At 45.3% G+C, this 24,697-nt stretch carries 18 protein-coding genes; 13 read left to right on the plus strand and 5 right to left on the minus strand.

What is annotated here, in order from left to right:
* Positions 1-8,283: cadherin-like domain-containing protein (locus ACQEXT_RS19560; protein WP_426953265.1), on the plus strand; the 8,283-nt coding region annotated here is incomplete at its 5' end.
* A 51-nt stretch (positions 8,284-8,334) separates the two neighbouring features.
* On the opposite strand, the gene ACQEXT_RS19565 is transcribed toward ACQEXT_RS19560, so the two are convergent.
* On the minus strand, positions 8,335-8,949 hold the full coding sequence (locus tag ACQEXT_RS19565; protein WP_426953266.1) for a TetR/AcrR family transcriptional regulator: 615 nt from the start codon (positions 8,947-8,949) through the stop codon (positions 8,335-8,337).
* A gap of 329 nt (positions 8,950-9,278) precedes the next feature.
* Between ACQEXT_RS19565 and ACQEXT_RS19570 the strand changes: the two genes are divergently transcribed.
* Positions 9,279-9,425, plus strand: coding sequence for a hypothetical protein (locus tag ACQEXT_RS19570; RefSeq protein ID WP_426953267.1), 147 nt, complete (start codon positions 9,279-9,281; stop codon positions 9,423-9,425).
* 30 nt (positions 9,426-9,455) lie between these two features.
* Here ACQEXT_RS19570 and ACQEXT_RS19575 read toward each other — a convergent pair whose 3' ends face one another.
* Positions 9,456-10,553, minus strand: a complete 1,098-nt coding sequence (locus ACQEXT_RS19575) for a mechanosensitive ion channel family protein (RefSeq protein ID WP_426953268.1) — start codon at positions 10,551-10,553, stop codon at positions 9,456-9,458.
* A gap of 194 nt (positions 10,554-10,747) precedes the next feature.
* Between ACQEXT_RS19575 and ACQEXT_RS19580 the strand changes: the two genes are divergently transcribed.
* A complete protein-coding gene (locus ACQEXT_RS19580) occupies positions 10,748-11,410 on the plus strand; it encodes a potassium channel family protein (RefSeq protein WP_426953269.1) in 663 nt (220 codons plus the stop codon).
* Positions 11,407-12,774: a TrkH family potassium uptake protein gene (locus ACQEXT_RS19585; RefSeq protein WP_138972708.1), complete on the plus strand. Its 1,368-nt coding sequence runs from the start codon at positions 11,407-11,409 to the stop codon at positions 12,772-12,774. The genes ACQEXT_RS19580 and ACQEXT_RS19585 overlap by 4 nt, the downstream gene beginning before the upstream one ends.
* A gap of 4 nt (positions 12,775-12,778) precedes the next feature.
* Here the strand turns inward: ACQEXT_RS19585 and ACQEXT_RS19590 are convergent, their stop codons facing one another.
* A complete protein-coding gene (locus ACQEXT_RS19590) occupies positions 12,779-13,219 on the minus strand; it encodes a DUF2850 domain-containing protein (RefSeq protein ID WP_426953270.1) in 441 nt (146 codons plus the stop codon).
* Positions 13,220-13,598: 379 nt separating this feature from the next.
* On the opposite strand from ACQEXT_RS19590, the gene ACQEXT_RS19595 reads away from it, so the two are divergent.
* Positions 13,599-13,883: a pyrimidine/purine nucleoside phosphorylase gene (locus ACQEXT_RS19595; RefSeq protein ID WP_138972710.1), complete on the plus strand. Its 285-nt coding sequence runs from the start codon at positions 13,599-13,601 to the stop codon at positions 13,881-13,883.
* A gap of 293 nt (positions 13,884-14,176) precedes the next feature.
* Complete coding sequence (locus ACQEXT_RS19600) at positions 14,177-14,464, plus strand: hypothetical protein (RefSeq protein WP_138972711.1); 288 nt, start codon at positions 14,177-14,179, stop codon at positions 14,462-14,464.
* Here the strand turns inward: ACQEXT_RS19600 and ACQEXT_RS19605 are convergent.
* Both ACQEXT_RS19605 and ACQEXT_RS19610 read right to left on the minus strand, forming a co-directional pair.
* On the minus strand, positions 14,445-15,620 hold the full coding sequence (locus ACQEXT_RS19605; RefSeq protein WP_426953271.1) for a diguanylate cyclase domain-containing protein: 1,176 nt from the start codon (positions 15,618-15,620) through the stop codon (positions 14,445-14,447). The two genes, ACQEXT_RS19600 and ACQEXT_RS19605, sit on opposite strands and share 20 nt — an antisense overlap.
* A 372-nt stretch (positions 15,621-15,992) precedes the next feature.
* Positions 15,993-17,063: a DUF3541 domain-containing protein gene (locus ACQEXT_RS19610; protein ID WP_426953272.1), complete on the minus strand. Its 1,071-nt coding sequence runs from the start codon at positions 17,061-17,063 to the stop codon at positions 15,993-15,995.
* Between the two features lie 382 nt (positions 17,064-17,445).
* Here ACQEXT_RS19610 and ACQEXT_RS19615 point away from each other — a divergent pair, with 382 nt between their 5' ends.
* The 7 genes from ACQEXT_RS19615 (at position 17,446) to gndA (ending at position 24,599) form a co-directional block, all read left to right on the plus strand.
* A complete protein-coding gene (locus ACQEXT_RS19615; protein ID WP_426953273.1) occupies positions 17,446-18,804 on the plus strand; it encodes a diguanylate cyclase in 1,359 nt (452 codons plus the stop codon).
* Between the two features lie 88 nt (positions 18,805-18,892).
* The gene (locus tag ACQEXT_RS19620; RefSeq protein ID WP_331417999.1) at positions 18,893-19,327 is read left to right on the plus strand and encodes a DUF962 domain-containing protein; all 435 of its coding nucleotides are present in this window, start codon (positions 18,893-18,895) and stop codon (positions 19,325-19,327) included.
* Positions 19,328-19,572: 245 nt separating this feature from the next.
* On the plus strand, positions 19,573-20,589 hold the full coding sequence (locus ACQEXT_RS19625) for a TRAP transporter substrate-binding protein (protein ID WP_331417989.1): 1,017 nt from the start codon (positions 19,573-19,575) through the stop codon (positions 20,587-20,589).
* A 79-nt stretch (positions 20,590-20,668) separates the two neighbouring features.
* Positions 20,669-21,226: a TRAP transporter small permease subunit gene (locus tag ACQEXT_RS19630; protein ID WP_331417990.1), complete on the plus strand. Its 558-nt coding sequence runs from the start codon at positions 20,669-20,671 to the stop codon at positions 21,224-21,226.
* A complete protein-coding gene (locus ACQEXT_RS19635; protein WP_269375751.1) occupies positions 21,219-22,535 on the plus strand; it encodes a TRAP transporter large permease in 1,317 nt (438 codons plus the stop codon). Before ACQEXT_RS19630 ends, ACQEXT_RS19635 begins: the two co-directional genes overlap by 8 nt.
* 73 nt (positions 22,536-22,608) lie before the next feature.
* On the plus strand, positions 22,609-23,109 hold the full coding sequence (locus ACQEXT_RS19640) for a gluconokinase (protein WP_426953274.1): 501 nt from the start codon (positions 22,609-22,611) through the stop codon (positions 23,107-23,109).
* Positions 23,106-24,599, plus strand: a complete 1,494-nt coding sequence (gndA, locus tag ACQEXT_RS19645; RefSeq protein ID WP_426953275.1) for an NADP-dependent phosphogluconate dehydrogenase — start codon at positions 23,106-23,108, stop codon at positions 24,597-24,599. Before ACQEXT_RS19640 ends, gndA begins: the two co-directional genes overlap by 4 nt.
* The last annotated feature ends 98 nt before the right edge of the window (positions 24,600-24,697 follow it).

The raw sequence follows: 24,697 nt of genomic DNA on the forward strand, positions 1-24,697 counted from the left end.
GGCTCTGGTGTTGGTGACACTGATATCACAGCGACGGGTACGATTGACTTTACCACAGGCAGTGACAAAGTCGTCGCAATGGCCGTTGATGTTAAAGCGTTTAATGATTCCTCAACGCTGACATCAGGTGGTAAGGATGTGGTGCTTGAAGAGGTTTCTGCGGGTGTTTATCGCGGGTATATCACTGAGAACGGTGTCAAAGTCGATGTACTGACTATCACGCTCGACCAAGACAAGCTTGGTGAGTACAGCGTTACACTGCACAAAGAAGTCGACCACCCTACGCAGGGGCAAGATAGTGTTGCCGTGAGTATCCCGGTTTACGCAGTAGACAGTGATAACGACCACTCTGCGAATAGCCAGTTAGTGGTCAACATCGGCGATGATATGGCCGCGATTGAAGGCTTTGCTGATGGGAGCAAATTCAAAGTCAACGAAGATGATACCGTGACCGGTTCTTCACCAGGTCAGCCTGTCATTACTGGTGAGTTTGAAACAACTCAAGGTGCTGACACGGTTGTTAAGTATGAGCTAGTGAACATTGGTGACTCTCAGAATGGCCTGACATCAGGTGGTTTTGACGTCACAATTCAAGATGTTAGCTCGTCGACAGGGCCAACTGTATATCATGGCGTCGCCAATGGAATTGTGGTCTTCACGCTTGAATTAGCAAGTGACGGCAGCTACACCTATAGCCAAATTAAAGCGCTCGATCATGCTCAGGGTGAAGATAGCTTAACCATCCCATTTGATGTGGTAGCGATTGATCGTGATGGGGATAGATCCCAACCTATTCGCCTACCTATTGAAGTAACCGATGACAAACCAACTTTAACTGGTACCACTGGTGCTACACAAGTCGATGAAGATGACTTATCTGGAGTAGGCTCAGACCAGAATCACAGCACTCACGTCTCTGGTTCATTCACCGTTACTGAAGGCGCGGATAGCGTCGTTAAATATGAACTCGCCGATGCCGATAAGATACTTGAAGATTTAACCAGCGGTGGTGAAGCTCTTACCTGGCGACCGGTTGCACAAAATGGTACCGAGTTTAGTTACACCGCTGAAACGGCAAGCGGTGATGCGGTGTTTACCATCATTTTTGATACGGCTGACAATAGCTACCGTTTCGAACTGCTTAAATCCCTCGACCACCTTGCTGGTGACGGAGAGAACACTCTTCAGATCGATTTTACTATTAAAGCCACTGACTTTGATGGCGATGAAAGTAATGTGATCACTTTGCCTATTCGAGTGGTAGATGATATTCCGACCTTAACGGGACAGGCGCTTACCGCTGAAGAGGGAGAAGGCTGGAGTAGTACGGTCAATATGTTTGCCAATCAGACTGATAAAGGCGCCGACAATGCCACTCTGACCCAGATAGAAGGGACTCAAGACAGTCATGGTGCACAAATCGTATTTGACGATGGACATGGCAACTACACCAGCGTGGTAGATTTGAAGCCAGGTGCTCAAAGCCTGTTTGTACTTGAACAGACTATAGGCTCAGATGGTCAGGTTAGCCAACGCCATATCGGTTGGTTAGAGGTTAATTCCGATGGTCAAGTCAAGTTCGCAGCGGTTAAAGACCTTGAGCACAGCGGCGAAGAAATCAACTTCACAGTTAATGTTACGGCGACTGATGGCGATAAAGATACGTCAGTGGTGCCCCTGGATATTACCATCACAGACCATGAAGCTGAGCCGATAGCGCTTAAGGTGGTCACTTTCGAGGACGCTGGTCGCGACTCGCAAATCAACTATGCCCCGGGCGATGCGCCTGAGTGGGAAAATACGCAAGATAACCAAGGCGGATTGTCTGACTCACCCGCGAAGGTCGAGTTGTCTGTTGACCTATTTGATAGAGATAACGCAGAAGATATTGGTCAGTTGACCATTGAATCGGGCAATCACCATGGAACCTTCTATTACCAACAAAATGGTGTGTTCTACAAGCTAGAACCTAATGCGGATGGAGACATCATTTTTGATGGCTCGGTTCTAAAGCAGAGCTTTATGCAAAATGGCGGCCATACTATTGCCACGATTGATAACCTCTACTTTGTTCCGGATCGTAACTTCTCGACCAATGGCAAAGGCGTTGATATCCATTACCAGTTACAAATCGATAATAATGGCAGCAAAGACCATACCCTCAATTCAAGCTTCAATATTGAGATTGAAAGTGTCGCGGATATCGCAACTTGGAATGATGCTAATAGCCAGTATCAATACTCGTTAACCGAAGATGGTGACAACGCTACTCTCGAACTTCAAGCGGTAACCCAAGATAAAACTAGACCAGAGACAATAAGCTATGAACTTCGAGCAACAGCAGGCGAGGGTAAGTTCGAGCTTGTCGACAAAAATGGCCACCCACTGAGTCCGGATAGTAACGGCGTTTATCATGTTTCATCGGCAGATATTAATACCATTCAGGTTAATCCAGTTGATAACTTCTCGGGTACGATTAAGCTGGAAGCCGTCGCAGTGACCACTGAGACTAGAAACCCATTATCAGGTAAAAAGGAGGCACACTCTGCACCACAAGAATTGATCTTCGATGTCGCACCGCAAGCCGACAAAGGTAGCTTCAGCGTTAATCGTATCAATATCTTCGAAGATAATGCAGCCACTCAGGACACGCTTGATCCGACAACTGATCGTGATCCGTTTACCCTTAATGAAGTGATTACCATGTCACCATCGCAAGACAGCGATGGCTCTGAAACGCTTTATGTGCGCATTTCAGGTATCACTGAAGGTGCTGAGTTGGTTTGGGCAGGCAGCGGTGCTAGCCAAATTACAGAAGTGACGGTTAACGGAATTACTTACAAAGAAATCCCATATGACCAGCTTAACAACGTAGAAGTTGTTCCAAAGCTACACAGCAATAATGACTTCAAATTTGATGTCACGGGTGTTGTGAAAGACAGTGCATCTCTGAGTACCGGTACTCAGGTCAGTGAGCAAGTGTTAGGTACTAAAACGGTTAACGTTGAAGTCAAGGGTGTCGTCGACATTCCAAAAGGCGATACGATCGGCTCAGGCTGGACGAATTTCAGTGAGAATGGCGTTGATGGAGTTGAAATCACCATCAAAGAAGATAAAGCGGCCGAACTTAAATTTATGATCCAGTCTGGTGAGCATGCTGACAATGAGCATGACACTTCCGAATCTTTGACGGTTCTACTATCAAACATCCCTCATGGTGTGGTGCTAGAAGACAGCGATGGCACTGTGATTGATTTGAACTTTGTTGGTTATGAAACCGGACCAGACGGTAAACCAGATACGGACAAGCCTATCTACGAAGCGAACATCACAGGCGATGTGAACAAGACTGGCATTGTGATTAAGCCCGTTGCTTCATCAACAGAGAACATCGATTTGAAAGCCACGATCATCGTGACTGAAAACGATGGTCATAGCCGTAGCTTTGAGCAAATTGTGCGCGTCAATGTTGAGCCAGTTATTGATACCAGCTTGAGTTACCAAAATAAGACCTCTGTTGGTTTTGAAGACGCTGCGATTAGTGTTAATTGGTATCCAGAAGGTAAAGATTATCCAGATAGTGATGAGCACTTTACTTCGATTACTATTGGCGGCATTCAGCCTGGTTACACCGTTGAAGTCGCAGGTCAGCCCGTGGCGGTTAACTCCGATGGTACTCTTGTCATAGAGCCTCGACCAGGACAGTCGTTTGTAGACTTTACCACTGAGGCTCTTAAAGACGGCTTTATTAAAATCACGCCACCGAAGGATTCAAGCACAGACTTCGATCTGACGACTAAAGTTGAGATAGAAGAGCGCGATCATGAATACACCAGCGATAATATTGTTGGTGAAGGTGGCCGTGTAACGGCAACGCTTACCGGTTCGGTTCATGTTGAAGTGCGTCCTGTCGTCGAGCCTGAAAACGCTGATAACAGACTGGTTGTGACCAATGAAGCGGGTGATGCTATCCAGACGGCGATTCAGGCTGATAATAAAGGTCTGATTCGATTTACCACTAACAGTGATAATACGAGTGCAAATGGCGAGTACGTAGTTAAGTACCATAACACCGACGCTTCATCGAAAGAGTTGGTACAAGATGTCGTTATTCAGTTGACCGATGAAAATGGTCATGCATTGTCTGATGCTGTTCTTAGCCAACTGGTGGTGACGGGGGCAGCTTATGAAGGTGATGGTCGTTGGGTGATTGTAAATGAAGATAACTTCAGTATTAGCGCACCTCACGGGCTGGATTTTCACCCTGACCAGCCAAATCAACCGAATGTCTACAACAAGCTCACCTTAACGGTCTTCACTCAGGTTATTGATGAAGGCGAAGACACCCATGAAAATTCACAGATAAAGAATCGTGCAACATCTTTAGAACTTTCATTCCCAGAATTGGTGAATTCAGGCAATGAGGTGGCGGCTTCCATTACGATTGATGAACATGAAATTATTACTGGAACTGAGGATATTCAGGTCGATTTAGGTCATCAATTGAACAACATCATTACCTTCGACCCACCTAAAGGCAATGAGTCTGCCGATGAGGTAACGATAGTCATTGATAGCCATGTGATGATCGGTGGTACCTCGTATCCGCTTCACATCGTCGGTGCAGAAGTAGACTTTGTTGACGGTAAGTATGTATTCCAGACCCATATATCAGATAAAGGTGTGGTTGAACCATTTGATGGTTTAATGCTAAATCTGCCAAAAGACTACTCTGGTGACTTCAAGTTGCCAATCACGGTCATCACTAAAGATACCGCATCAGGCGATGAAAAAACGGCCTCTGCACAGATTGTTGTTAAAGTCGACCCAATAGCCGATGTGGCTGGCGACAAGCCGTCAGTTAGCGTCGAAGTGACTGGTTCACTAGATAGTGCCGGTCAACTTATTGATCAAAATGGTGATGGTATTGCAGACAAAGTTGGCTATGAAGATAGCTACATTCAACTCGATTTTGATCAACAAATCGGCGATACCAACAACGGTGGTGTAGAGGGCGGCAGTGAAGCGTTTAGCTCTATCACTTTAACTCTCGCTCCCCCTGCGGAAGGCGCTTTCTATGAGAAAGTGGTCGCGCTTGATGGCAGTGTATCATTCAAAGAGCTGGGTACTCAGGTTACTTTCTCTCAGAGTGAGATAGCAGCGCATGCGTTAGACAATGTGTTGTTTAAACCAACGCACAACTACCCTACGAGCAATAATGATAACAAGGTAACGATTAATATTACTGGTACCGTGATTGATACAGCGACCTTTAATGAAACTGGGACATCAACGACGACCAATCATACCGACAACTTTTCAACCAGTGTCGAGTTTGAAGTGGTGCCAGTGGTGGATGAAGTGGTTGTAACTGGCCCTGGAGCGCATCCTGATCAATCAATTGAACTGACGGGTACGGAAGATCATCCTATTTCATTGAGCAGTTCAGGAAGCGTTTCTGTTTCACTCACCGACACTGATGGCTCTGAAACATTTGTATCGATTAAGTTTACTAATGTACCGGATGGATTCCTGTTTACAGCGGATCCAGCCAGTGGCTACACGGTGAAAAACAATGGCAATGGAGAGTGGAGTGTCAAATTGCCTGCCGGTAGTGGTGATAGCCTTGATTTATCACATATTTCGGTAGTTCCACCCAAGCATTTCAGTGGTACTGCTGAATTCGGTATCACGGTATTTACTCAAGAATCACTATTGGGTGTCCCAACTGAAGCAAGTAATTTACCGAAGTTTGTAGTGACTGTGCTACCTGAAGGTGACCTTGTTGATACCGATGTGACTGATTCGGTGACGGGAAATGAAGGAACTAATATCGATATCGCTATTAATGCTTCAGTTGTGGATAGGGCCTTGTCTGCCAATGGTGGTGTGATCCATGAAAATGCACCTGAAACCCTTCGCGTCGAAGTGACCAACGTGCCACAAGATGCATCAATTTTGTATCCAGATGGTACGCCAGCGAGTTACAACCCTGCCACAGGTGTTTGGACGCTTGAGGTGAACGCCCAGCAGTTGGATAAGATCATTTTTAATTCTGGTCAGCACAACAGTGATGTGGGCAATGCATTAGGAATCAATGGACCGATTCATATCTCAGTTCAGTCGGTCGACAATGGTGCTTTAGGGCCGAAATCTGAATTTGACGTTGATTTGGTGATTGATCCAGTCAACGACCAGCCAACGTTCGTCAACGTGATTGATCTTGAGACAACAGAAGATGTCGTGGGTGGCCTTGCGATTAACCAGTTTGGTATTGCTGATATAGATGCGACCTATGATGACCCTGATGCCACGTACGAGTTGACGCTACAAGTGAATTCAGGAACGCTAGAGTTCCAGAGTGATGCCAATGTTAACTTTACCATCACGGCTGATGGCAGTCTTGTTGCCACCGGAAAACTAGCTGACATCAATGCAGCGTTGGCTGCTGGTAAAGTCATCTTTAAACCTGATGCAGACTTTAACGGATCGGTTACTGTGACAGCGACTGTGGATGACGGTGGCAATAACGGTACGATTGATCCGGGTGATAGTTCAACGTCTTCAACCAATCATACATCCTTTGTGATTAACGTTACTGAGGTAAATGATGCGCCTGAGCCAAAAGACTTTGACTTAGGTGATTTGCCAGAGGAAGGCAGCCTGACCATCAGCGTACAAGACTTGATTGACGGCACTTTTGATAAAGAAGGCAACACAATCAGCGTTGAAAGTCTGACCCTCGTCGAAGGTCAGGGCTCCTTAGTTCAACAAGGTGATAACTGGGTGTTTGTTGCTGCGAAAGACTACAACGGTCCGGTGAAGATTAGCTACGTGGTTAAAGATGATGGCACGACCGATGGTCAAGCGGATCATCAGACGGGTACTGCTGAGATTACCTTCGACGTAACTCCGGTTAATGACAAGCCGGTATTGGATATAGACGACATTACCGCGCAGATTAATGAAGATGTAGACCAACAGCTAAGTGGCATCTCAGTCAGTGATGTCGATTATGTTGGTGCTTCTGCTAATGACCTGATGACGGTCACGCTAAGTGTAAATGACGGTACACTTTCTCTCGTTGCTCCTGCTGGTTCGAGTGTTACTGCAACAGGCAACGGTAGCGGTACTCTGACGTTGTCAGGCACGCTCGCTGATCTGAACGCGTTACTTGATAAACCAAGCAGTAATAATGTTGGCGTATTCATTGATGCGAGTTCTGTGTCAGGAAATAGCGTCGATCTGCAAGTCACAGCGAAAGACAGCTGGAACTCTTCAGGTCTTGCGCTCGAGGCTGAACCACAGAAACACACCATTAGCGTTAATCCAGTCGCGGATGCGCCAACCCTAACACTTGATAGCAGATATAACTTCAACAAGCACATTACTGCAACCCAAAGCGCCAGCACGAGCGGAATTACGATTGTAGGCATTATGGCGGCACTAACCGATACTAGCGAAGCGCTTTCATTAGAAGTGAGGGATGTTCCTGCCGGTGCAATGATTGAGAGCACTACAGGTTCGGTAACTCTGGTCGGAGACGTATGGCATGTCCCATCGCAGGCAATTGATGGCTTGGTCATTAAAGATGTGAGTGACGGAGATCATACACTGCAGATCACCGCGGTATCACAGGAGCTTGCGCAAGATCGCAGCGTCATTGATCAGGCTGTATCAAGCAACCACATCGAAATTAATTTGAATGTGGTCAACAATATCACTGACTTAGAGATCAACCGTGCATCGGAAACCGCAGCGGTTCGTCTGAATGGCAGTGGCTCAAATAGCACGCTGACGGGCGGTAGTGGCAATGATTTCCTTGAGGGTGGCTCAGGACACGATGTGTTAATTGGCGGAGCCGGTGATGACCAACTTGACGGTGGTGATGGCAACGACACTCTTTACGGTGGTTTAGGCTCGGATATTCTCGTTGGTGGCACGGGTATGGATACCTTTGTCTGGGATCATATCGATGGGGGTTCACTCGACACCATTAAAGACTTCAAGGTGAGCGAAGGTGATAAGATTGATCTGCGCGAAGTGCTCCCTGAATTGAAGCAAAATACGCTTGATATGGAGAGCCTACTTGAACATCTTGATGTGAAGGTGGATGGTGACAACGTTGAGCTCCATATCCATCCATCAGGTACAGGTACAGAGGGGCAGTCGATTCTGGTTGAGAACCTCGCCCATCAGTTGGATAGTGACTTCGGTGCATTATCACATGCTGATATGGTCTCATCACTACTGGAACATGTGATGGTTCACGATAACAACTAATCTACAACGCCCCTCAATGAGGGGCGTTTTTCTTGTTACTAAGCGCTAAGATCATTTGGAACCAATCTGATAAGTGGCGACAAAACTTGCAACAGCCATTCTGACTGCCTGTTCAACTTGCTGACAGGTTGGAGGTGGTAAATGGGCGATCAACTGAGGCCAGAAAACGACCGCCTTGATACTTCCAATATACTGTTCAATAGCCGCTGAAACATCCTGTATGTCAAGAACACCCGCATCGATCCCCTGCTGAGCCCAACGTTGTAAGCCATAAGAGTCTTCGATTGACTCAAACTTAGCAACCAACACCTTCGATGTATCCTGACAGCGTATACATTCTGCCATCACTAACCGAGCGGTGATTTGAAAGTCTTGATTGCTGATATAGCACATCTGCTTGAGCGTATAATCGAGCAACTGTTGGTCAAGCGGGAGTGTAGGCTCAAACTCGACGGTAGTCTGGTCATCAAAGCGACACATCAGCTTATCAACGATGACGTCAAACAGAGCTTCTTTGTTGGGGTAGTACTTGTAGAGGGTGCGTTTAGAAACACCTGCGTGTTTAGAGATCCCCTCCATGCTCGCCTGATCGAACCCTTTGCTAGAAAAAACTTCGATCGCAGACTTGATGATATCTTCTTGTTTTATATCACTTCTTTTAATCATTTAGTCACCCTAACAGCTAAAAAGTAAACGACGATGTTTACTTGTGTTTGCTAGTGTCTAAAGTATACACCATCGTTTACTTTTTGGGGGGATTGAGCTAAGAAAAATAGAGCAATTCGTTTGGTGGCAAAAGCCTCAGTTACATGCCGCAAACGTTCAGCTAAATAATCAAAAATCATATTATTAACTTCATAATAAATAATGTTTTTTTTATTGTTAGCCTGCTGTTTACAGGCTTTTCTATATTCTCGCTATTAAAACTTTTGTTTCCATTTATTATTTGTATACTGATTGAACAATATGAAACAGGTTGGCTTAGGGAGTAGCACATGGAACATGAGCAGAGTCTATTTGAATGGTTTGGCGCAGGGTGGTTGTTTGGTCTTAGTTTTGCGATCTGTTTGACGATGATCTGGCTTTACGCCGTCGCTTCAAGAACAGAAGATCGCGTAGAAAGAGAGGTTGCGATCCAGTAGCCCGAATTATCGGGCTACTGAAGACGCTAACTACTTGCTAAGTTGTGGCTCTGATTCGCCAGCGTGTTGCGGTTCCAACTGAATCGTTTGGGTTGGAAAGGCGATATCCGCTCCGTTTTGTTGGATGATATCGTAAATTTGCAGCAATACATCTTGCTTTACTTCGTGGTAGCGAATCCAGTTGACTGTTTTGGTGAAGGTGTAGACCAGTAAAGTCAGAGATGACGGCGCAAAACCATTGAAGTTGACGATCAACGTCTGCTTAGTATCGATATCGGGATGCTTCTGCAACATCGATTTGATGTCAGCGACGATCTTTTCAACCTTCGCCCCATCTTTATAACGGATGCCGATGTTCTCATTAATGCGTCGATTGAGCATACGTGATGGGTTCTCAACCACGATATTGCTGAATACAGAATTAGGGACATAAATCGGACGTTTATCAAAGGTACGAATGATGGTCATTCGCCAGCCAATTCTCTCTACCGTTCCTTCGATTTGACGGTCGGGAGAGCGGATCCAGTCGCCAACTTTAAACGGACGATCGAAGTAAATCATCATTCCACCGAAGAAGTTGGAGAGCAAATCTTTTGCTGCCAAACCGACGATCAGGCCACCCACACCACCGAAGGTTAACAGACCCGACAGACTGAGGCCAAACGCCTGCATCACGGTTAATGCGCCTATGACGATAAAGAATAAGCGTGACACCTTGGCAACGGCTTGAACGGTGGTTTCGTCGCGCGTTTTTTTGCTGAGTACATACTCTTCGATATTGTTGATCAGACGCATAGTGATCCAAACAAAGATCGCGATGACCAAAATGAGCTTCAAGGTACTTAGCCAATTGAGTTTCGATCCCATGTAATCTTCGAGGACAAATCCTAAGGAAATGGTCGCAGGCCAGCACCAAATCAACGTGCTTATGGGTGTTTTGAGGGCGTGAAGAGTGAGGTCATCCCAATGAAACCGAGTCTTGTTGACCAAAATTTCTAGTCGACTGTAGACAATGCGCCAAGCAATCCATGCGATGAAGCTGCCGATGGTAATAAGTAATACATTGGTGTCCCAGCTTTGCAGCAGAGTCGCCAGTGGTTGTGGCAAATATGTGATTAACTCGTTCATTTTTGACTCAATATCTTTCTGTTGTGGCATAAGTATAAGGGTTTGCCTATACCCAAACTAGTGACATTATGCTCAGAGGTCTATGAATATAAACATGAAAGTTAAAACGATGTCAGAATATCTGATTCAATTTGATAAGCGAACTCGTCAGGAGCACACTGTCAAATCTAGTCATTACGCGAATAAGGTAAACCATGAAATCAGGTGATAAACAATATGCAGTGATTGGCTTAGGTCGATTTGGCCTATCTGTTTGTCAAGAACTGCAACAATCCGGCGCCGAGGTTTTGGCTATTGATATCGATGAAGATCGAGTTAGAACCGTTGCAGGTTTTGTCAGTCAAGCTTTAGTGGCGAACTGTGCGATAGAAGAGACGGTTGCCGAGCTAAGATTGAGCGACTACGACATGGTGATGATCGCAATTGGTTCTGACGTAAATGCCAGTATTTTAACGACCCTCGTAGTCAAAGAGGCTGGGGTAAAAACTGTCTGGGTAAAAGCCAATGATAAAAACCATGCGAAGATACTAAGCAAAATAGGTGCAGACCACGTCATTATGCCGGAACGTGATATGGGGATTCGTGTTGCTCGAAAAATGCTTGATAAACGAGTGCTTGAATTTCAAGAGTTGGGCTCCGATCTTGCCATGACCGAAATTGTGGTTGGCTCACGCTTGTTAGGGAAGACGCTAGGGGATCTTGCTTTATGTAAGGAGCAAGGTGTTGAAGTTTTAGGCTTTAAACGTGGACCGAATATCACCAAGGCACCGGATCTCGATCGAACTTTGGAGATTGGTGACCTGATCATTATCGTTGGCCCTAGTGAAACCTTATCGAGAAAGCTGAGTTCATTATGAGTCCGTTCAGTCGAAGGGATCTGTTTTACGCATTAGACCCCGAGAAAAAACAGAGTAAAGGCTCAGAGCCGAGAGTTATTCTGATCAGTTTTTTAAGTGTGTTAATACCCTCTGCGGTGCTGCTCACTCTCCCCGTTTTCTCGGTGAGTGGGCTTTCAATCACGGATGCACTATTTACTGCGACCTCCGCCATTAGTGTGACCGGGTTGGGCGTCGTCGATACGGCTGAGCACTTTACCCATTCAGGTAAAGTCTTGTTAATGCTGTTGATGCAGATAGGTGGCTTAGGCCAGATGACCCTTTCTGCGGTTCTACTCTATATGTTTGGAGTGAGGCTGACCTTAAAACAACAAGCGTTAGCTAAAGATGCATTGGGGCAAGACCGACAAGTTAACCTGAGACTGCTGGTGAAGCGGATCATCATTTTTGCCTGTATTGCCGAATCGATTGGGTTTGCGTTGCTAGCATTTCGTTGGGTGCCTGAACTGGGTTGGGGAGAAGGACTGTTCTATGCGATGTTCCACGCAATCTCGGCGTTCAACAATGCTGGCTTTGCTTTGTTCTCAGATAGCCTAATGAGTTTTGTTGATGACCCTTGGATAATCTTTACGCTTTCAGCACTATTCATTCTTGGCGGCTTAGGGTTTACGGTGATTGGTGACGTATCTAGCAATTGGAGAGGTGGCTTTCGCACCTTGCAACTGCATACCAAGATAATGCTAGTCGCAACGCCTGCATTACTCTTGGTTGGTACCGTGCTGTTTTGGCTGCTGGAAAAATCGAATCCAGCAACCATGGCGGATTTGACGCCATCAGGTCAATGGCTCGCAGCGTTTTTTCAGTCAGCGAGTTCTCGAACAGCAGGTTTTAACAGTGTCGATTTGGCACACTTTACTCAGCCCGCTTTGCTCATCATGATTATTCTGATGTTAATTGGTGCGGGATCTACTTCTACTGGCGGTGGGATAAAAGTGTCAACGTTTGCAGTGGCGTTCGTGGCGACTTGGGCTTTCCTTCGTCAGAAGAAGCACGTGGTCATGTTTAAGCGTACTGTTGGCTGGCCTGTGGTGACTAAGTCTTTGGCGATTATAGTCGTGAGTGGTGCGATTTTAACCATAGCGATGTTTTTGTTGATGATTACCGAGCAGGCGAGTTTTGACAAAGTCATGTTTGAAACCATCTCGGCGTTTGCAACGGTGGGGCTTACCGCGGGTCTAACCGCTGAATTATCAGAGCCGGGGAAATACATCATGATCGTTGTGATGATAATCGGTCGAATTGGGCCGTTAACGTTGGCCTATATGCTGGCACGCCCTGAACCGACGTTGGTCAAGCATCCCGAGGGTATGGTGTTAACTGGTTAAAAGATTACTTTTCGCTAAAGTGGTCTGAAAGGGCGGAACGGCGATTCTTCGCTGAACCGCCTCCATCCATATCAATGGTGTTCTCATATCCCTCTTTCACGAAACGCTGAGTAGGGCTGTTTGGCTGGAGACGCCTCAGCTGTGGTGAGTTAAACGTGCCGGCAACTTGATAGATAGAGGTTCCTCCCCCCGTACTGACGGTTATCCGCTTGCCATCAAAGTCAAATTGGGTCGCGATAAGTCGGTCATTTCTAAAGACCCCTTGAGCATTTAACGTCAGAACTTCTGTCTGGTAAGGTGGCGCTCCTACTTCAATCCAGCGCCCGTAGACATGCTTCGGGTGAACATAGTCTTGGTAACTAAAGTAAAGCAGACTCGAGAATCCTAGAGCGAGTAATACAAAAATAGTTGCAGCGACGGTTTTTATGGCAGAACTCTTGATCATAACAGCGGATAGTCGCCTTAGGTATTGATTGAAAACAGCACGTGAGCTTGTAAAGGATAGAGCGTAGCATAATTTTGCATTGTTAATCTTTGAACCTCTGCCCAAAAAGCAATGTACGAATTTTCTGCATATTGCTTACAGTCTAGCCCAACGGTGGAAAACCACGGAATTAAGTGAGTTAAGTTTGTTTGCACGCCATTACTAGCGATTTGTTTTACCTATGGTTTATTTGTCGATAATTAAACGTACTCTTTGAGCATATGTTAGTGAGGGAGTCCACCGTTATTACTCTCTTCAATCGGTATAGTGGTTGCTGAAATAGGACAATTCATATAAAACAAGGTTTTGCTTCTATGACGGAATATCGACGGAGAATGAAATGATCAAAGCAAACAGCTATTTTGAAGGACAAGTACAGTCACTAGGTTTTTCTCAACAAGACGGAGAGTCGAGCGTTGGGGTAATGGCTCCTGGAGAGTACACCTTTGGTACTGCTGCGGCAGAGCGCATGACAGTTGTGAAGGGTGCGCTTACCGTTAAAAAAGCCGGTGAAGACGAGTGGGTGACTTATGAGGCGGGTTCATCATTCCATGTCGAAAGTGACTCTTCATTTGACCTGAAAGTTTCTGTCTCAACGGCTTATCTATGTGAGTACTTAGGCTAGTTTTTGTTTGCCTGAGGTTATTAGCACAATGACTTCAGGCCCATTCATTTTGACAATCAATTTGACCCTCGCACTTGATTGCCTTCTTCTCTTTTGTTTAATCTTATTTAAATCAATGTCTTACCTAACTTTGCTCGTCTGGTATAAAACTTGCTAAACATCTATAGGGCTTGTTAAGCCAAGTTTTACGTATAATTAATCGGAAATCTCGAATATAACCTCAGTTATTAGCAATTTTATTAATGTAACTATTGGCTATAATTAAACAAGAATAAGCTTGAGAGGAGGTGCTTATGGCTGTTGTACCAAAACACACTGACTCCCATAGTCGTTACGATCCAAGTAAGGAATTGACGGCCGACCAATTGCATCGCTTTGGCAAGGTTGCTCACAAAGCGCAAAAGCGTCGTGAGGAGGAAGTCGAAAGAGGAACGATTGCTGCTACTGCGAGAGCTGCTCGCGAAGCCGCATTTAGACCTATTGTGACACCAAAACGCGATAAACCTAATACGATCCGCTATGCGGCTTGGTTGATCGTGGTCATGGCGATATCGTTGTGGCTTATGTACATGACCGGTTAAACTTTTTTATTGGTGTTACCTTAGACAAGTCACCGGCGTGTTCGCCATTGTTTTGAAAGTCATTGTCATAGCCACGATAAAATCGGTATTGGTTTTTGCCTTTATGTTTGGCGGCGTACATCGCTTTATCGGCACAACGAGTGAGTTCGGGAAGGTTAGTCGCATCCTGAGGATAGAGCGCCACTCCAGCGCTGACGGTGAGTTCATTAATGCGTTCCGATGCTTGATAGCTGTCAGAGAACACCTGACATATCCTTTTAAGAATGCCCTCCAAATCCTTTATTGAATTTACATCGTAGAGCAGCAGAACAAACTCGTCGCCCGCAAAACGAGCAATAGAATAATCATGTCTGTCGGTTTGGCGATCTTTGTTACGGATGTTGTTCTTGAGCCGATTCGCGAGATGTTGTAAGACTCGGTCGCCAACGTCGTGTCCGTAGGTGTCGTTAATCGCTTTAAAGTTGTCGATATCGAGAAACACCATTGCCGTCACCTTGTTGCTGTTCTTTTGTTCTTCTAGTTTGCCAGCGGCCCAACTTTCAAAGCTCCATCGATTAGCAAGTCCAGTGAGTTGATCCAAATAAGCGAGATCTTCAATTCCTTCTTTATAGAGTTCTTGTACATATTTCATCACTTTAGAGTAATAGAAAGCTACGACATTGCAGAGTACACAGAGCGCAAGCAAGCTCACTACAAAGCGTCCCTGAGAAGCATCGGTAGTGTAAGGGGATGCCTGTGCGAAAAGTACCGCGAGAACAGCAACAACGCACAGGCCAGAGCTTAAAATCGCGCCAGTTTTGAAGTTGTTGGCGAAAATAAGCACCGCAACTATAGGATAAAGCCATAGAATCCGATCTGGCACATGTTCACCATAAATCAGTAATAAAGTGGCTTGAAACAATAATATCCCACTCAAAACCACGTCACAGTGGTTGTGGCGTAGGTGCTTGAATAAGTAGTAGAGATTAACTATTAATACAGTGGCTGAGAAAAAATTTACCGAGGCAAAGAAGTAGTCTTGAGTGGTGAGCCTTAACACACCATAGCTAAGCAAGACCACAATGGCAATAATCGAACAGAGTAGCACAAGCTTGCTCTTGCGCGTTGCTCTGATATCCGCCATTTCAGCTATCTGTCGCCCAGCAAATTGTGGCATATAGTCATTATCCTTTACACATAACCCCTCAAGCAAAGTCTAGAAGAAAAAACAAAGTCTGAACGAGCCATGAAATTCGCAAAAATAAGAGTAATCAGTAATTTATATGCCATTCGGTGCTTATTGGTTGTGAGGTGTATTAGTTGTACTGAGTTTTGACGCATATGTAAGCGACTGTATTCATGCGTAAATTATTTATGGCGGTAGATTATTGACGGATTACAGCGTGATTGATTTTTTTGCAATTGTTATGGAATCGCCGATACTTATAATAAATAAATCTATCACTTTCGCAGGTTTTCGTGCGTCATGTCTCGCCTCTGCGCAGGAAGAAAACCAGCCCAAAGAGAAGGGCTGGCGGATTTAAAGTTGTTACTGCGGGATAAGTCCATACGGGAGGGATGTGAAAACGCTAGGTTGGCCCTTCACTGTTGGAGCCTCATTGACCTTCTGCCAATCAAGCAACATGATCGCTAGGACGTTGCGATGTTCCCCGTACGTGATATCGAAATCTCCGGTGACTGAAGGAATCATCCCTTTCTCACTATCTATCGCTTTTTGGATAGCGTAGCGAGTTTTTTCTACGACCGGATCATCTTCGAGTCCGGCGAGTAGAAACGTGATACCGACTTCCGCGATGACGTCTTCTTTCGCTCGAATGAGAATGGTATCGATGTTTTGGCGGAAATAGTCATAAATCCACTGATGCTGCTTTTCACTTACCAAATGTTGATAGTATTCAGAGTCGCCAAAAATAATATGGGTCATACCATAGAGTTTGTTTCCGTACTGCTGGTTGGACAGTTTTTTGTCTTCTACCTCTGGATAGGCTTGCTTAAATGCGGTTGTAAAACTATCGACGACATCTTGCTCACCTAGCTGCCTTAGCCAGTAGACCTGATTGGCTAGCTGTGCGGCCCAAGCCTTAATCATCTCTTGGTCTGTCGCATACTTGCTAAAGTCATAGCGGCGGATAATGGAACGAAGCAGATCGTCTTGTTTGTGTTTTAGACCATACTCGTTGGCGCGTGCCATCGAACCCAGTAAATCAACACCAAGGTAGAGATATTCAGGCATGTGTTTTGTGACGTTATAACGCCTCATGCTTCTTTCATCCGTCTCATCAGTGTAGCCAGAAAGGCGCTTTTCAGAGTAAAGTAAGATTTGTTCTGGGGTATGAACTTCTGCTGCGAAGCGATTAAGTCGACTTGCGACACGGGCCATATCACTCCAAACCGCGGCCGAATATTTGTCATCGAGCGTTTGACGGTACATCCTTAAGCCGTAGTGCCCTTCTTTAAAGGCTGGGAGAGTATAGAGCTGACTTTCATACGTATTGCGAATAAGATCTGCGGATGCTTCAAAGCTCGCTGTGTTTGCCGATGCGGTCGGTGTATGTATGAGGATTGCACTAAGGCACAAGCCAATCAGCTTTTTATGCATGGTATAACCTATAAAAAATGGTGTTAGGGTATGGTGGCATAGTACCAGTCATTCCTTCCTTAAATGTAAGCTCAGGGTCAGATAAAAGTAAGGTTTGATTGCTTACATGCTTGCTACATTAACGTTGTTTTTTATTCGCCGATGGTTGGATGTCGACCCCAAAGCGATCTATATAAGCATTAGTACCACTGATTTTTTTTGATGATGCGCAAGAATTGGTGGAGTGATAATAATATATTTGTCGATTGTCGATGAAATTTCGACCGATTTAATGTACGTTTTATATAACTAATATTAATAATAATTAACACTAGCACGTATGGATACGTCAATGAGTTGAGATTGAGTTTGCTCTGGTGTCTGTGATAGTTGTGGGGGATGGATGGCCTATCATGTGGGCAGGCAGCATTATATTAATGCGCTGTTTTTGATGACCTTTGTATTTTTTGTTGGGCTGGTTGAGTCACTTGACCGAAGTCAGAAAACGTTTTTGCGTGATAGTTTGCTGTCCCGTGCTAAGGAAGAGTTATCCATTGTTCGATCAGAGCTTGAAGCCGCGATTGTTTCAGATATCTATGTGGCTAATGGGTTATCTGCTCTGGTTGCATCTAATCCAGAATTTGATTTTTCAGGATGGGATCTTATCGCATCGAGCATTATACGTAAGAGCGACCATGTTCAATTGCTAGGGCTTGCGCCGAATGATGTCGTTAAATTCGTTTATCCGTTGGAAGGAAACGAAGCGGTTTTAGGATTGAATTATCAAACCATTCCCAATCAATGGCGTTCCGTAAAAAAAGCCCAGAAAATCCAGGACATCTTTATCTCTGGCCCCGTCAATTTGGTACAGGGTGGTAAAGCTCTGATCGCACGTGTACCGATTTTTTCCGATCCTCCTTACAACACAAACTACTGGGGTGTGTGCAGTATGGTGATTTCCTTGGACTCACTCTTTTCAGAAGCAGGTGTTGCCTCGTTTGAGCATCGTTACAATCTAGCGATGCGTGGTGTCGATAGCTCAGGATCGGAAGGTGAGGTGTTTTATGGTTTTCAAACGACGTTTGATCAAGCATTCGCCTCAGAGTCTGTGCATTTTCCATACGGTAGCTGGCAGATCGCTGCATCGACGAAAAGTGACTTGCTAAGTGGAGCTAAGTGGTACCGAGTACACGTGGTTAGACTGCTTGGCTATCCGATGATAATTATGCTTATCTTGGCCTTTATTGCTACCTATCGGCTCTATATTGCGGCGAATGATCGTGCCCTGCGTGATGAACTGACACAGCTACCCAATCGTCGCTACTTTATGTATACCTTTGGTGAGCATTTTAACGCGGTGAAAAAGAATGGGGGCGGTGACTCTTTTGCCATTCTTAATATCGATTTAGATAAGTTCAAAGCGATTAACGATACGTTTGGCCATGCGGCAGGGGACAAGGTACTTGTTGCAACTGCCGAGAGGCTGAAAAGCGTGCTCAGAACCTCAGACATTGTTGCTCGTATGGGCGGCGACGAGTTTCTGGTGTTGTTGCCGAGAGTCTCAAGCACAGAGGATATTGACGTAATCAATATCGAGCTGCAAAAAGCCGTCTGCCATACGCCTGTTATCTATGAACAGCACTTAATTAATCTACGAGTGAGTGTTGGATATGCTATCTATGACCCTGAATTTAAAGACATAGAAGAGATGTTTAAACTCGCGGATTCTAGGATGTACGAAGAAAAACGCAGGCAGATATAAAGAGCTCTCACAAAAAGAGATTATACCGCTGCAATGCTGGTAAACCCATGCTATAGAAATAGTAAAGGAGCATTACAGGTATATGAGTATGAAGGACTTGTCTCAGTGGTTAAATGAGTATGGTGAAAGCCATCAGAATCCGATCAACCAAAAAATTCATAAGGTTGCGGTTCCCGGTATTTTTCTTTCTGTTGTTGGATTGATTTGGTCTATTCCACCCATTCAACTATTTGGTATGACACTTAACTGGGTGTGGCTTGCTGCATTGCCTGTCATGGTGTTTTATTTCAGGTTATCGTTAAGTGTATTCATAATGATGCTCGGTTTTACCCTGGCCTGTATTTCGTTGATTTGGTCATTAGAAGTGTTACAGCTCTCGGTGTTGTTTGTCTCTTTAGTGCTGTTTGCGGTTTTGTGGCTTTTTCAATTTATCGGCCATAAGATCGAGGGTAAGAAACCCTCATTCTTCGAAGACGTTCAGTTTTTGCTTATCGGCCCGGTGTGGGTGTTTCGAAAACACTGAGATCTGATCGATATCCCTATCTATTCACTTGCCCATTACATGTGGGCAAGTTCACATTTATTCTTTTCATTATTCATTTCTCCTCATTGTTGTTAACAATTGTGACCATAGTCATGGTAAACGGTTGCTTGTTACCGGTAACATTGGCAAAAGTTACCGGTAACATAAAAATTACATCCGGTAGTAAACCAAAAGTCATATAGGCTTGCCTGGACAACTGAAACAAATAAAGGATACCCCTCATTATGAAAGCAATGACGAAAACTCTGCTTGCCACTGCCATTACCGGTCTATTCTCTGTCTCTGCATTCGCGGCAGATTTTAACCTTAAGATTCAGTCGTCAGATCCTTCTGGTGACCTGAACTACAAGGTTCAACAGAATTGGGCGGAACGTGTAGAAAAAATGTCTAACGGCCGTATTGAAATTGATTTGCTGCCAGTAGGTTCAGTGGTGAAGCACACTGAGACTTTAGGTGCTATCAAAATGGGTATCCTTGATGGCCAAGTGACTGCGACTGGCTATTTTTCTGGTAAAGATCCAGCATTTGGTTTGATTGGTAACATGGTTGGTGCGTGGTCTGATACGACTCAGTTGCTTCAATACATGAACTACGGTGGTGGTAACGAGCTAATGACAGAGCTTTACGCTCCGTATGGTGTTAAGTTTGTTGGTGCATCGACCACAGGCGTAGAATCTTTTATCTCTAAGAAGCCAATTGATGGTGTTGATGATCTGAAAGGTCTCAAGCTACGTGCTCCGGAAGGACTTGTGCAGCAGGTATTTGCCGCAGCAGGCGCGACTCCGGTAAACCTACCTGGGTCGGAAGTATTTACCGGACTAAGCAAGGGCGTTATTGATGCCGCGGACTACACGGTATTTTCAACGAACCAGAAAGCGGGTATGAATGATATCGCAACGCATCCTGTTCAACCTGGCTTCCACTCATTGCCACTGATTGATATCTCTATCTCACAAAAGAAATGGGACAAGATGCCAGCGGATCTACAAACTATCTTACAAACATCAGTGCGTGATTTCTCTTACGACATGACAACGCAACTGAAAATGGCAGACCAGATTGCGGTTAAAGAAGCGCAGGCAAATCCAAATATTACGATCCACAACTGGTCTGACGAAGAGCGTAAGAAATTCCGTGAGATCGCTAAGACTCAATGGAAAGTATTTGCTGAACGTTCACCGAATGCACAGAAGGTATATGACTCAGTGACGTCTTTCTTAGAGTCTAATGGCCTACTGTAATCATCAGTTTTAAAGCTAACCTTCCTGTTTAGCTTCTCTCTGGAGGGCTTGTGCCCTCCAATTTTTTGGAACATTTGTTATGACTGATAAAACGCCGCATACACCACCTCAAGCGGAAGAGCAGCCGCGAAATATACTTGATCGCGCCATTATAAAAATCAGTAATCTGCTCAGTTGGTTCTTTATCGCCACCGTTCTGATCTCCTTCTATGAAGTGGTCATGCGCTATGCGTTTGATGCTCCAACTACTTGGGTTCACGAAACCGCCTCTTTTATCGGTGGGTCACTCTTTATCGTTGGAGGTATTTATGCCTTTGCTGCTAACAAACATGTACGAGTCGTATTGATCTATGATGCGGTGTCATCGCGTACGCGAAAATACCTCAATATTGTCCATCATGTTGTTGGGTTAGCGTTTGCAGGAATGCTTGCCTACGCGGCATATTCACTAGCCAATGAAGCCTGGTTTACTCCATGGGGCGAACTGCGGTTAGAAACATCGGGTTCTGTCTTGAACGCCCCTTATCCCGCGTTACTTAAAGGCATCATCTTTGTTGTCTTATGTATTCTTGTTGTCCAGTTTGTATTGCACCTGATCCAAGAAATCATGGGGCTAAGGAACAATGATAATGTTTGATTTATCTTCGATAGGCATTGCTTGGGGCAGTGCTCTAATGCTGGCAATGATGATTGGCTTACTGCTGACAGGAATGCAGTTGGCTTTTGTTACTGGCTTTGTTGCCATTTTTTTCACTCTGTTTTGGTTTGGTCCTGACGCCTTGCCTCTGATTGCAAGCCGTACGTACAGTTTCGCATCTGGATATGTATTTCTTGCAGTGCCGATGTTCGTATTGATGGCTGCACTACTGGATCGATCAGGTATTGCAAAAGATCTGTTTGATGCAATGAAATCGGTGGGTCGTAAGGTCAGGGGTGGTGTCGCCGTACAGACGCTTATGGTTGCGGTACTTTTGGCATCGATGTCTGGTGTGATTGGTGGTGAGACCGTGTTACTGGGCATCCTAGCTTTACCTCAAATGCTGCGTCTAGGTTATGACCGTAAATTAGCCATAGGAACGACTTGTGCTGGTGGCGCTCTTGGTACCATGCTTCCGCCTAGCATTGTATTGATTATCTACGGTATGACAGCAAGCGTATCGATTGGCGACCTGTTTAAAGCTTCGTTTCTTCCTGCGTTTATTCTCGCTGGTTGCTACATCGCATATGTACTCATTCGTTGTAAGATCAATCCTGCTTTAGCGCCTATCCCAAGCGATAGTGATGAAACGGAGGAACCACAGGTCAGCTACTTCAAAGCGTTGTTCTTCCCGTTACTGTCGGTAGCCGTAGTGTTGGGTAGTATCTACACGGGTGTCGCTTCGGTTACAGAAGCTTCGGCTCTGGGCGTCGTTGGTATCATGATCTCAGCGATTATCCGTGGTGAAATGAATTACACCATGTTGAAGGAAAGCGCGATTGCGACGATGAGAACCTGCGGGATGATCATGTGGATAGGCATTGGCGCCAGCGCACTTGTCGGTATCTACAACCTGATGGGCGGCATCAACTTTGTTGAAGAAGTGATTCTAAGCCTAAGTGGTGGTAGCGCAATTGGTACGCTTCTGATCATGATGGTGATTCTGCTCGTACTCGGCATGTTCCTTGACTGGGTTGGCGTAGCGTTGCTGACAATGCCTATTTTTGTGCCGATTATTACCGGTTTAGGTTTTGATCCAGTTTGGTTTGGTGTGGTGTTCTGTCTCAACATGCAGGTTTCATTTTTGTCACCACCGTTTGGTCCCGCGGCGTTTTATCTAAAATCTGTTGCGCCTAAAGACATTAGTCTTGGTGAAATATTCAGTTCGCTATTGCCATTTATTGGCCTTCAGATCTTGGTGTTAGGACTTGTGATTGTCTTCCCTGAATTAGCGATGTGGTGGAAATAGCCACTAAACGGTATAGAAATTTAGAACTTCACAGCCTTCGGTAAGTTAAGAAGGCTAAGGCTAGTATTGTCCGATGAAAGCAAAAAAAATCTTAGTAATGGGCGTGTCGGGTTGCGGCAAAAGCCTGATTGGCAGCGAGTTAGCCAAATCGTTACAGTTACCTTTTTACGATGGCGATGATTTTCATCCTCAGGCTAACGTAGAAAAAATGCGTCAGGGTATTCCCCTTAATGATGAAGACCGTATCGGCTGGCTTCACACTCTGAATAAATTGTACCGCGACAACGAATGTGCTGTTGTGGCTTGCTCCGCGTTAAAACCAGAGTATCGCGATATTTTACGTAGTGAGAACTCATCACTTGTGATTGTCTATCTGAAAGGAGACTTTGACACCATATGGGCTCGCCACAAAAATCGCGCTAACCACTACTTCAATGGTGAGGCCATGTTGCGTAGCCAGTTTGATACTTTGGTTGAACCGACCAGTGATGAAGCGCTGCATATCGATATTTCTCAATCAGTAGAGCAAGTCGTACAACAAGCATTAAACGCAATTGAGGCGAAAACGGTATGAGCAACGCAAATATCGCAATGATCGGGTTAGGAGTGATGGGCAAAAGCCTTGCCTTAAACCTTATAGACCATGGTTTTTCAGTGGTTGGATTTGATATCGACCCAACAAATCGAGCTAGGGCAAAAAGTGAAGCAGAGCGATTGTCACAGCAACCCCAAAAGGGTCGTTATTTGGCCGCTATGGACTTAGGTGAGCTACTGGCCAATCTTGCATCCCCTCGCGTTATTGCACTGTCTGTTCCAGCCGGTTCCATCGTCGATTCGGTGATTGTGGATTTGTTAAACGCAGGATTAAGCCGCGAAGATATTGTTATCGATACAGGCAACAGCTTATGGACGGACAGCGAACGTCGTGAGCTTGAGTATCAAGGTAAGCTACGCTTTTTCAGTACCGCAGTGTCTGGCGGTGAGATTGGCGCCAGATTTGGTCCCTCATTAATGGCGAGTGGTGACGAGGAAGCATGGTTGCAAATCGAACCGATGTGGCAAGCGATAGCAGCGAAAGTGGATAGCAATGGCATCCCTGTGGGTCAATTTGAAGCTGGAGAGCCTTGCGCGGCTTATCTTGGCCGAGCGGGCGCGGGTCATTATGTGAAAATGGTTCACAATGGCATTGAATATGCGGATATGCAGTTAATCTGCGAAGCGTACCACTTTATGTCTAGTGTGCTGTCCATGTCCGCGCAACAGATTGGTCAAGTCTTTGCTCAGTGGAATCAAGGCGTTCTTAATAGCTACCTGATGGAAATCAGTGCGGACATACTGCAAACTCTTGACCCAGTCACCGGAAAGCCTTTTGTTGAAATTGTCTTAGATAAGGCGGGCCAGAAAGGGACGGGTTTATGGACGGCGGTCAACTCTCTTCAACATGGTGCGCCAGCACCTACGATCGCGCAAGCCGTTTTCGCCCGAGCTCAAAGCAGCCAGAAATCGATGCGTACGAAGGCGGCAAATTGTTTGAGTTCGGATATTGAGCCTCTCGCGGGGCTAGAACAGCAACAGACCATCAGTGAATTGCATGATGCTGTATATTGCGCCAAGTTGACCGTTTACGCGCAAGGGTTTGATTTGCTAAAAGTGACCTCCGATAGGGAAGGGTGGCAGCTCGACTTTGCCAATATTGCCAAAATCTGGCGTGCAGGATGTATCATTCGAGCTGTCTTTCTGCAACACATCACGCAGGCTTATAGGGCTACGCCTGATTTGGACAATCTTCTTTTCGCGGAGCACTTTGCCACTGAGCTTAAATCCCGTTCTTATGGTTGGAGATCAAGCATTGCTAAGTCGGCGATGACGGGTGTCCCGATGGCGGGGATAAGTTCTGCATTAAGTTATTTTGATGCTTTACGTTGCGATGTTCTACCGGCCAATTTACTCCAGGCACAACGCGACTATTTTGGAGCGCACAGTTACTCGCGTATAGATGAAGATGAGGCGGCGAAGTACCATTTGAACTGGCATTTAGAGCCAAGAAATCAAGTTAGGGTATGAAATAAGAGCGTTCACCAAATTGTGAACGCTTTTTTGTTACCTGTAACAATAAAATAATATCCGATGAAAGGTACTATGTTACCAGTAACACAAACAGG

It is taken from the genome of Vibrio sp. TRT 29B02, from assembly GCF_050113655.1.
GTDB lineage: Bacteria > Pseudomonadota > Gammaproteobacteria > Enterobacterales > Vibrionaceae > Vibrio.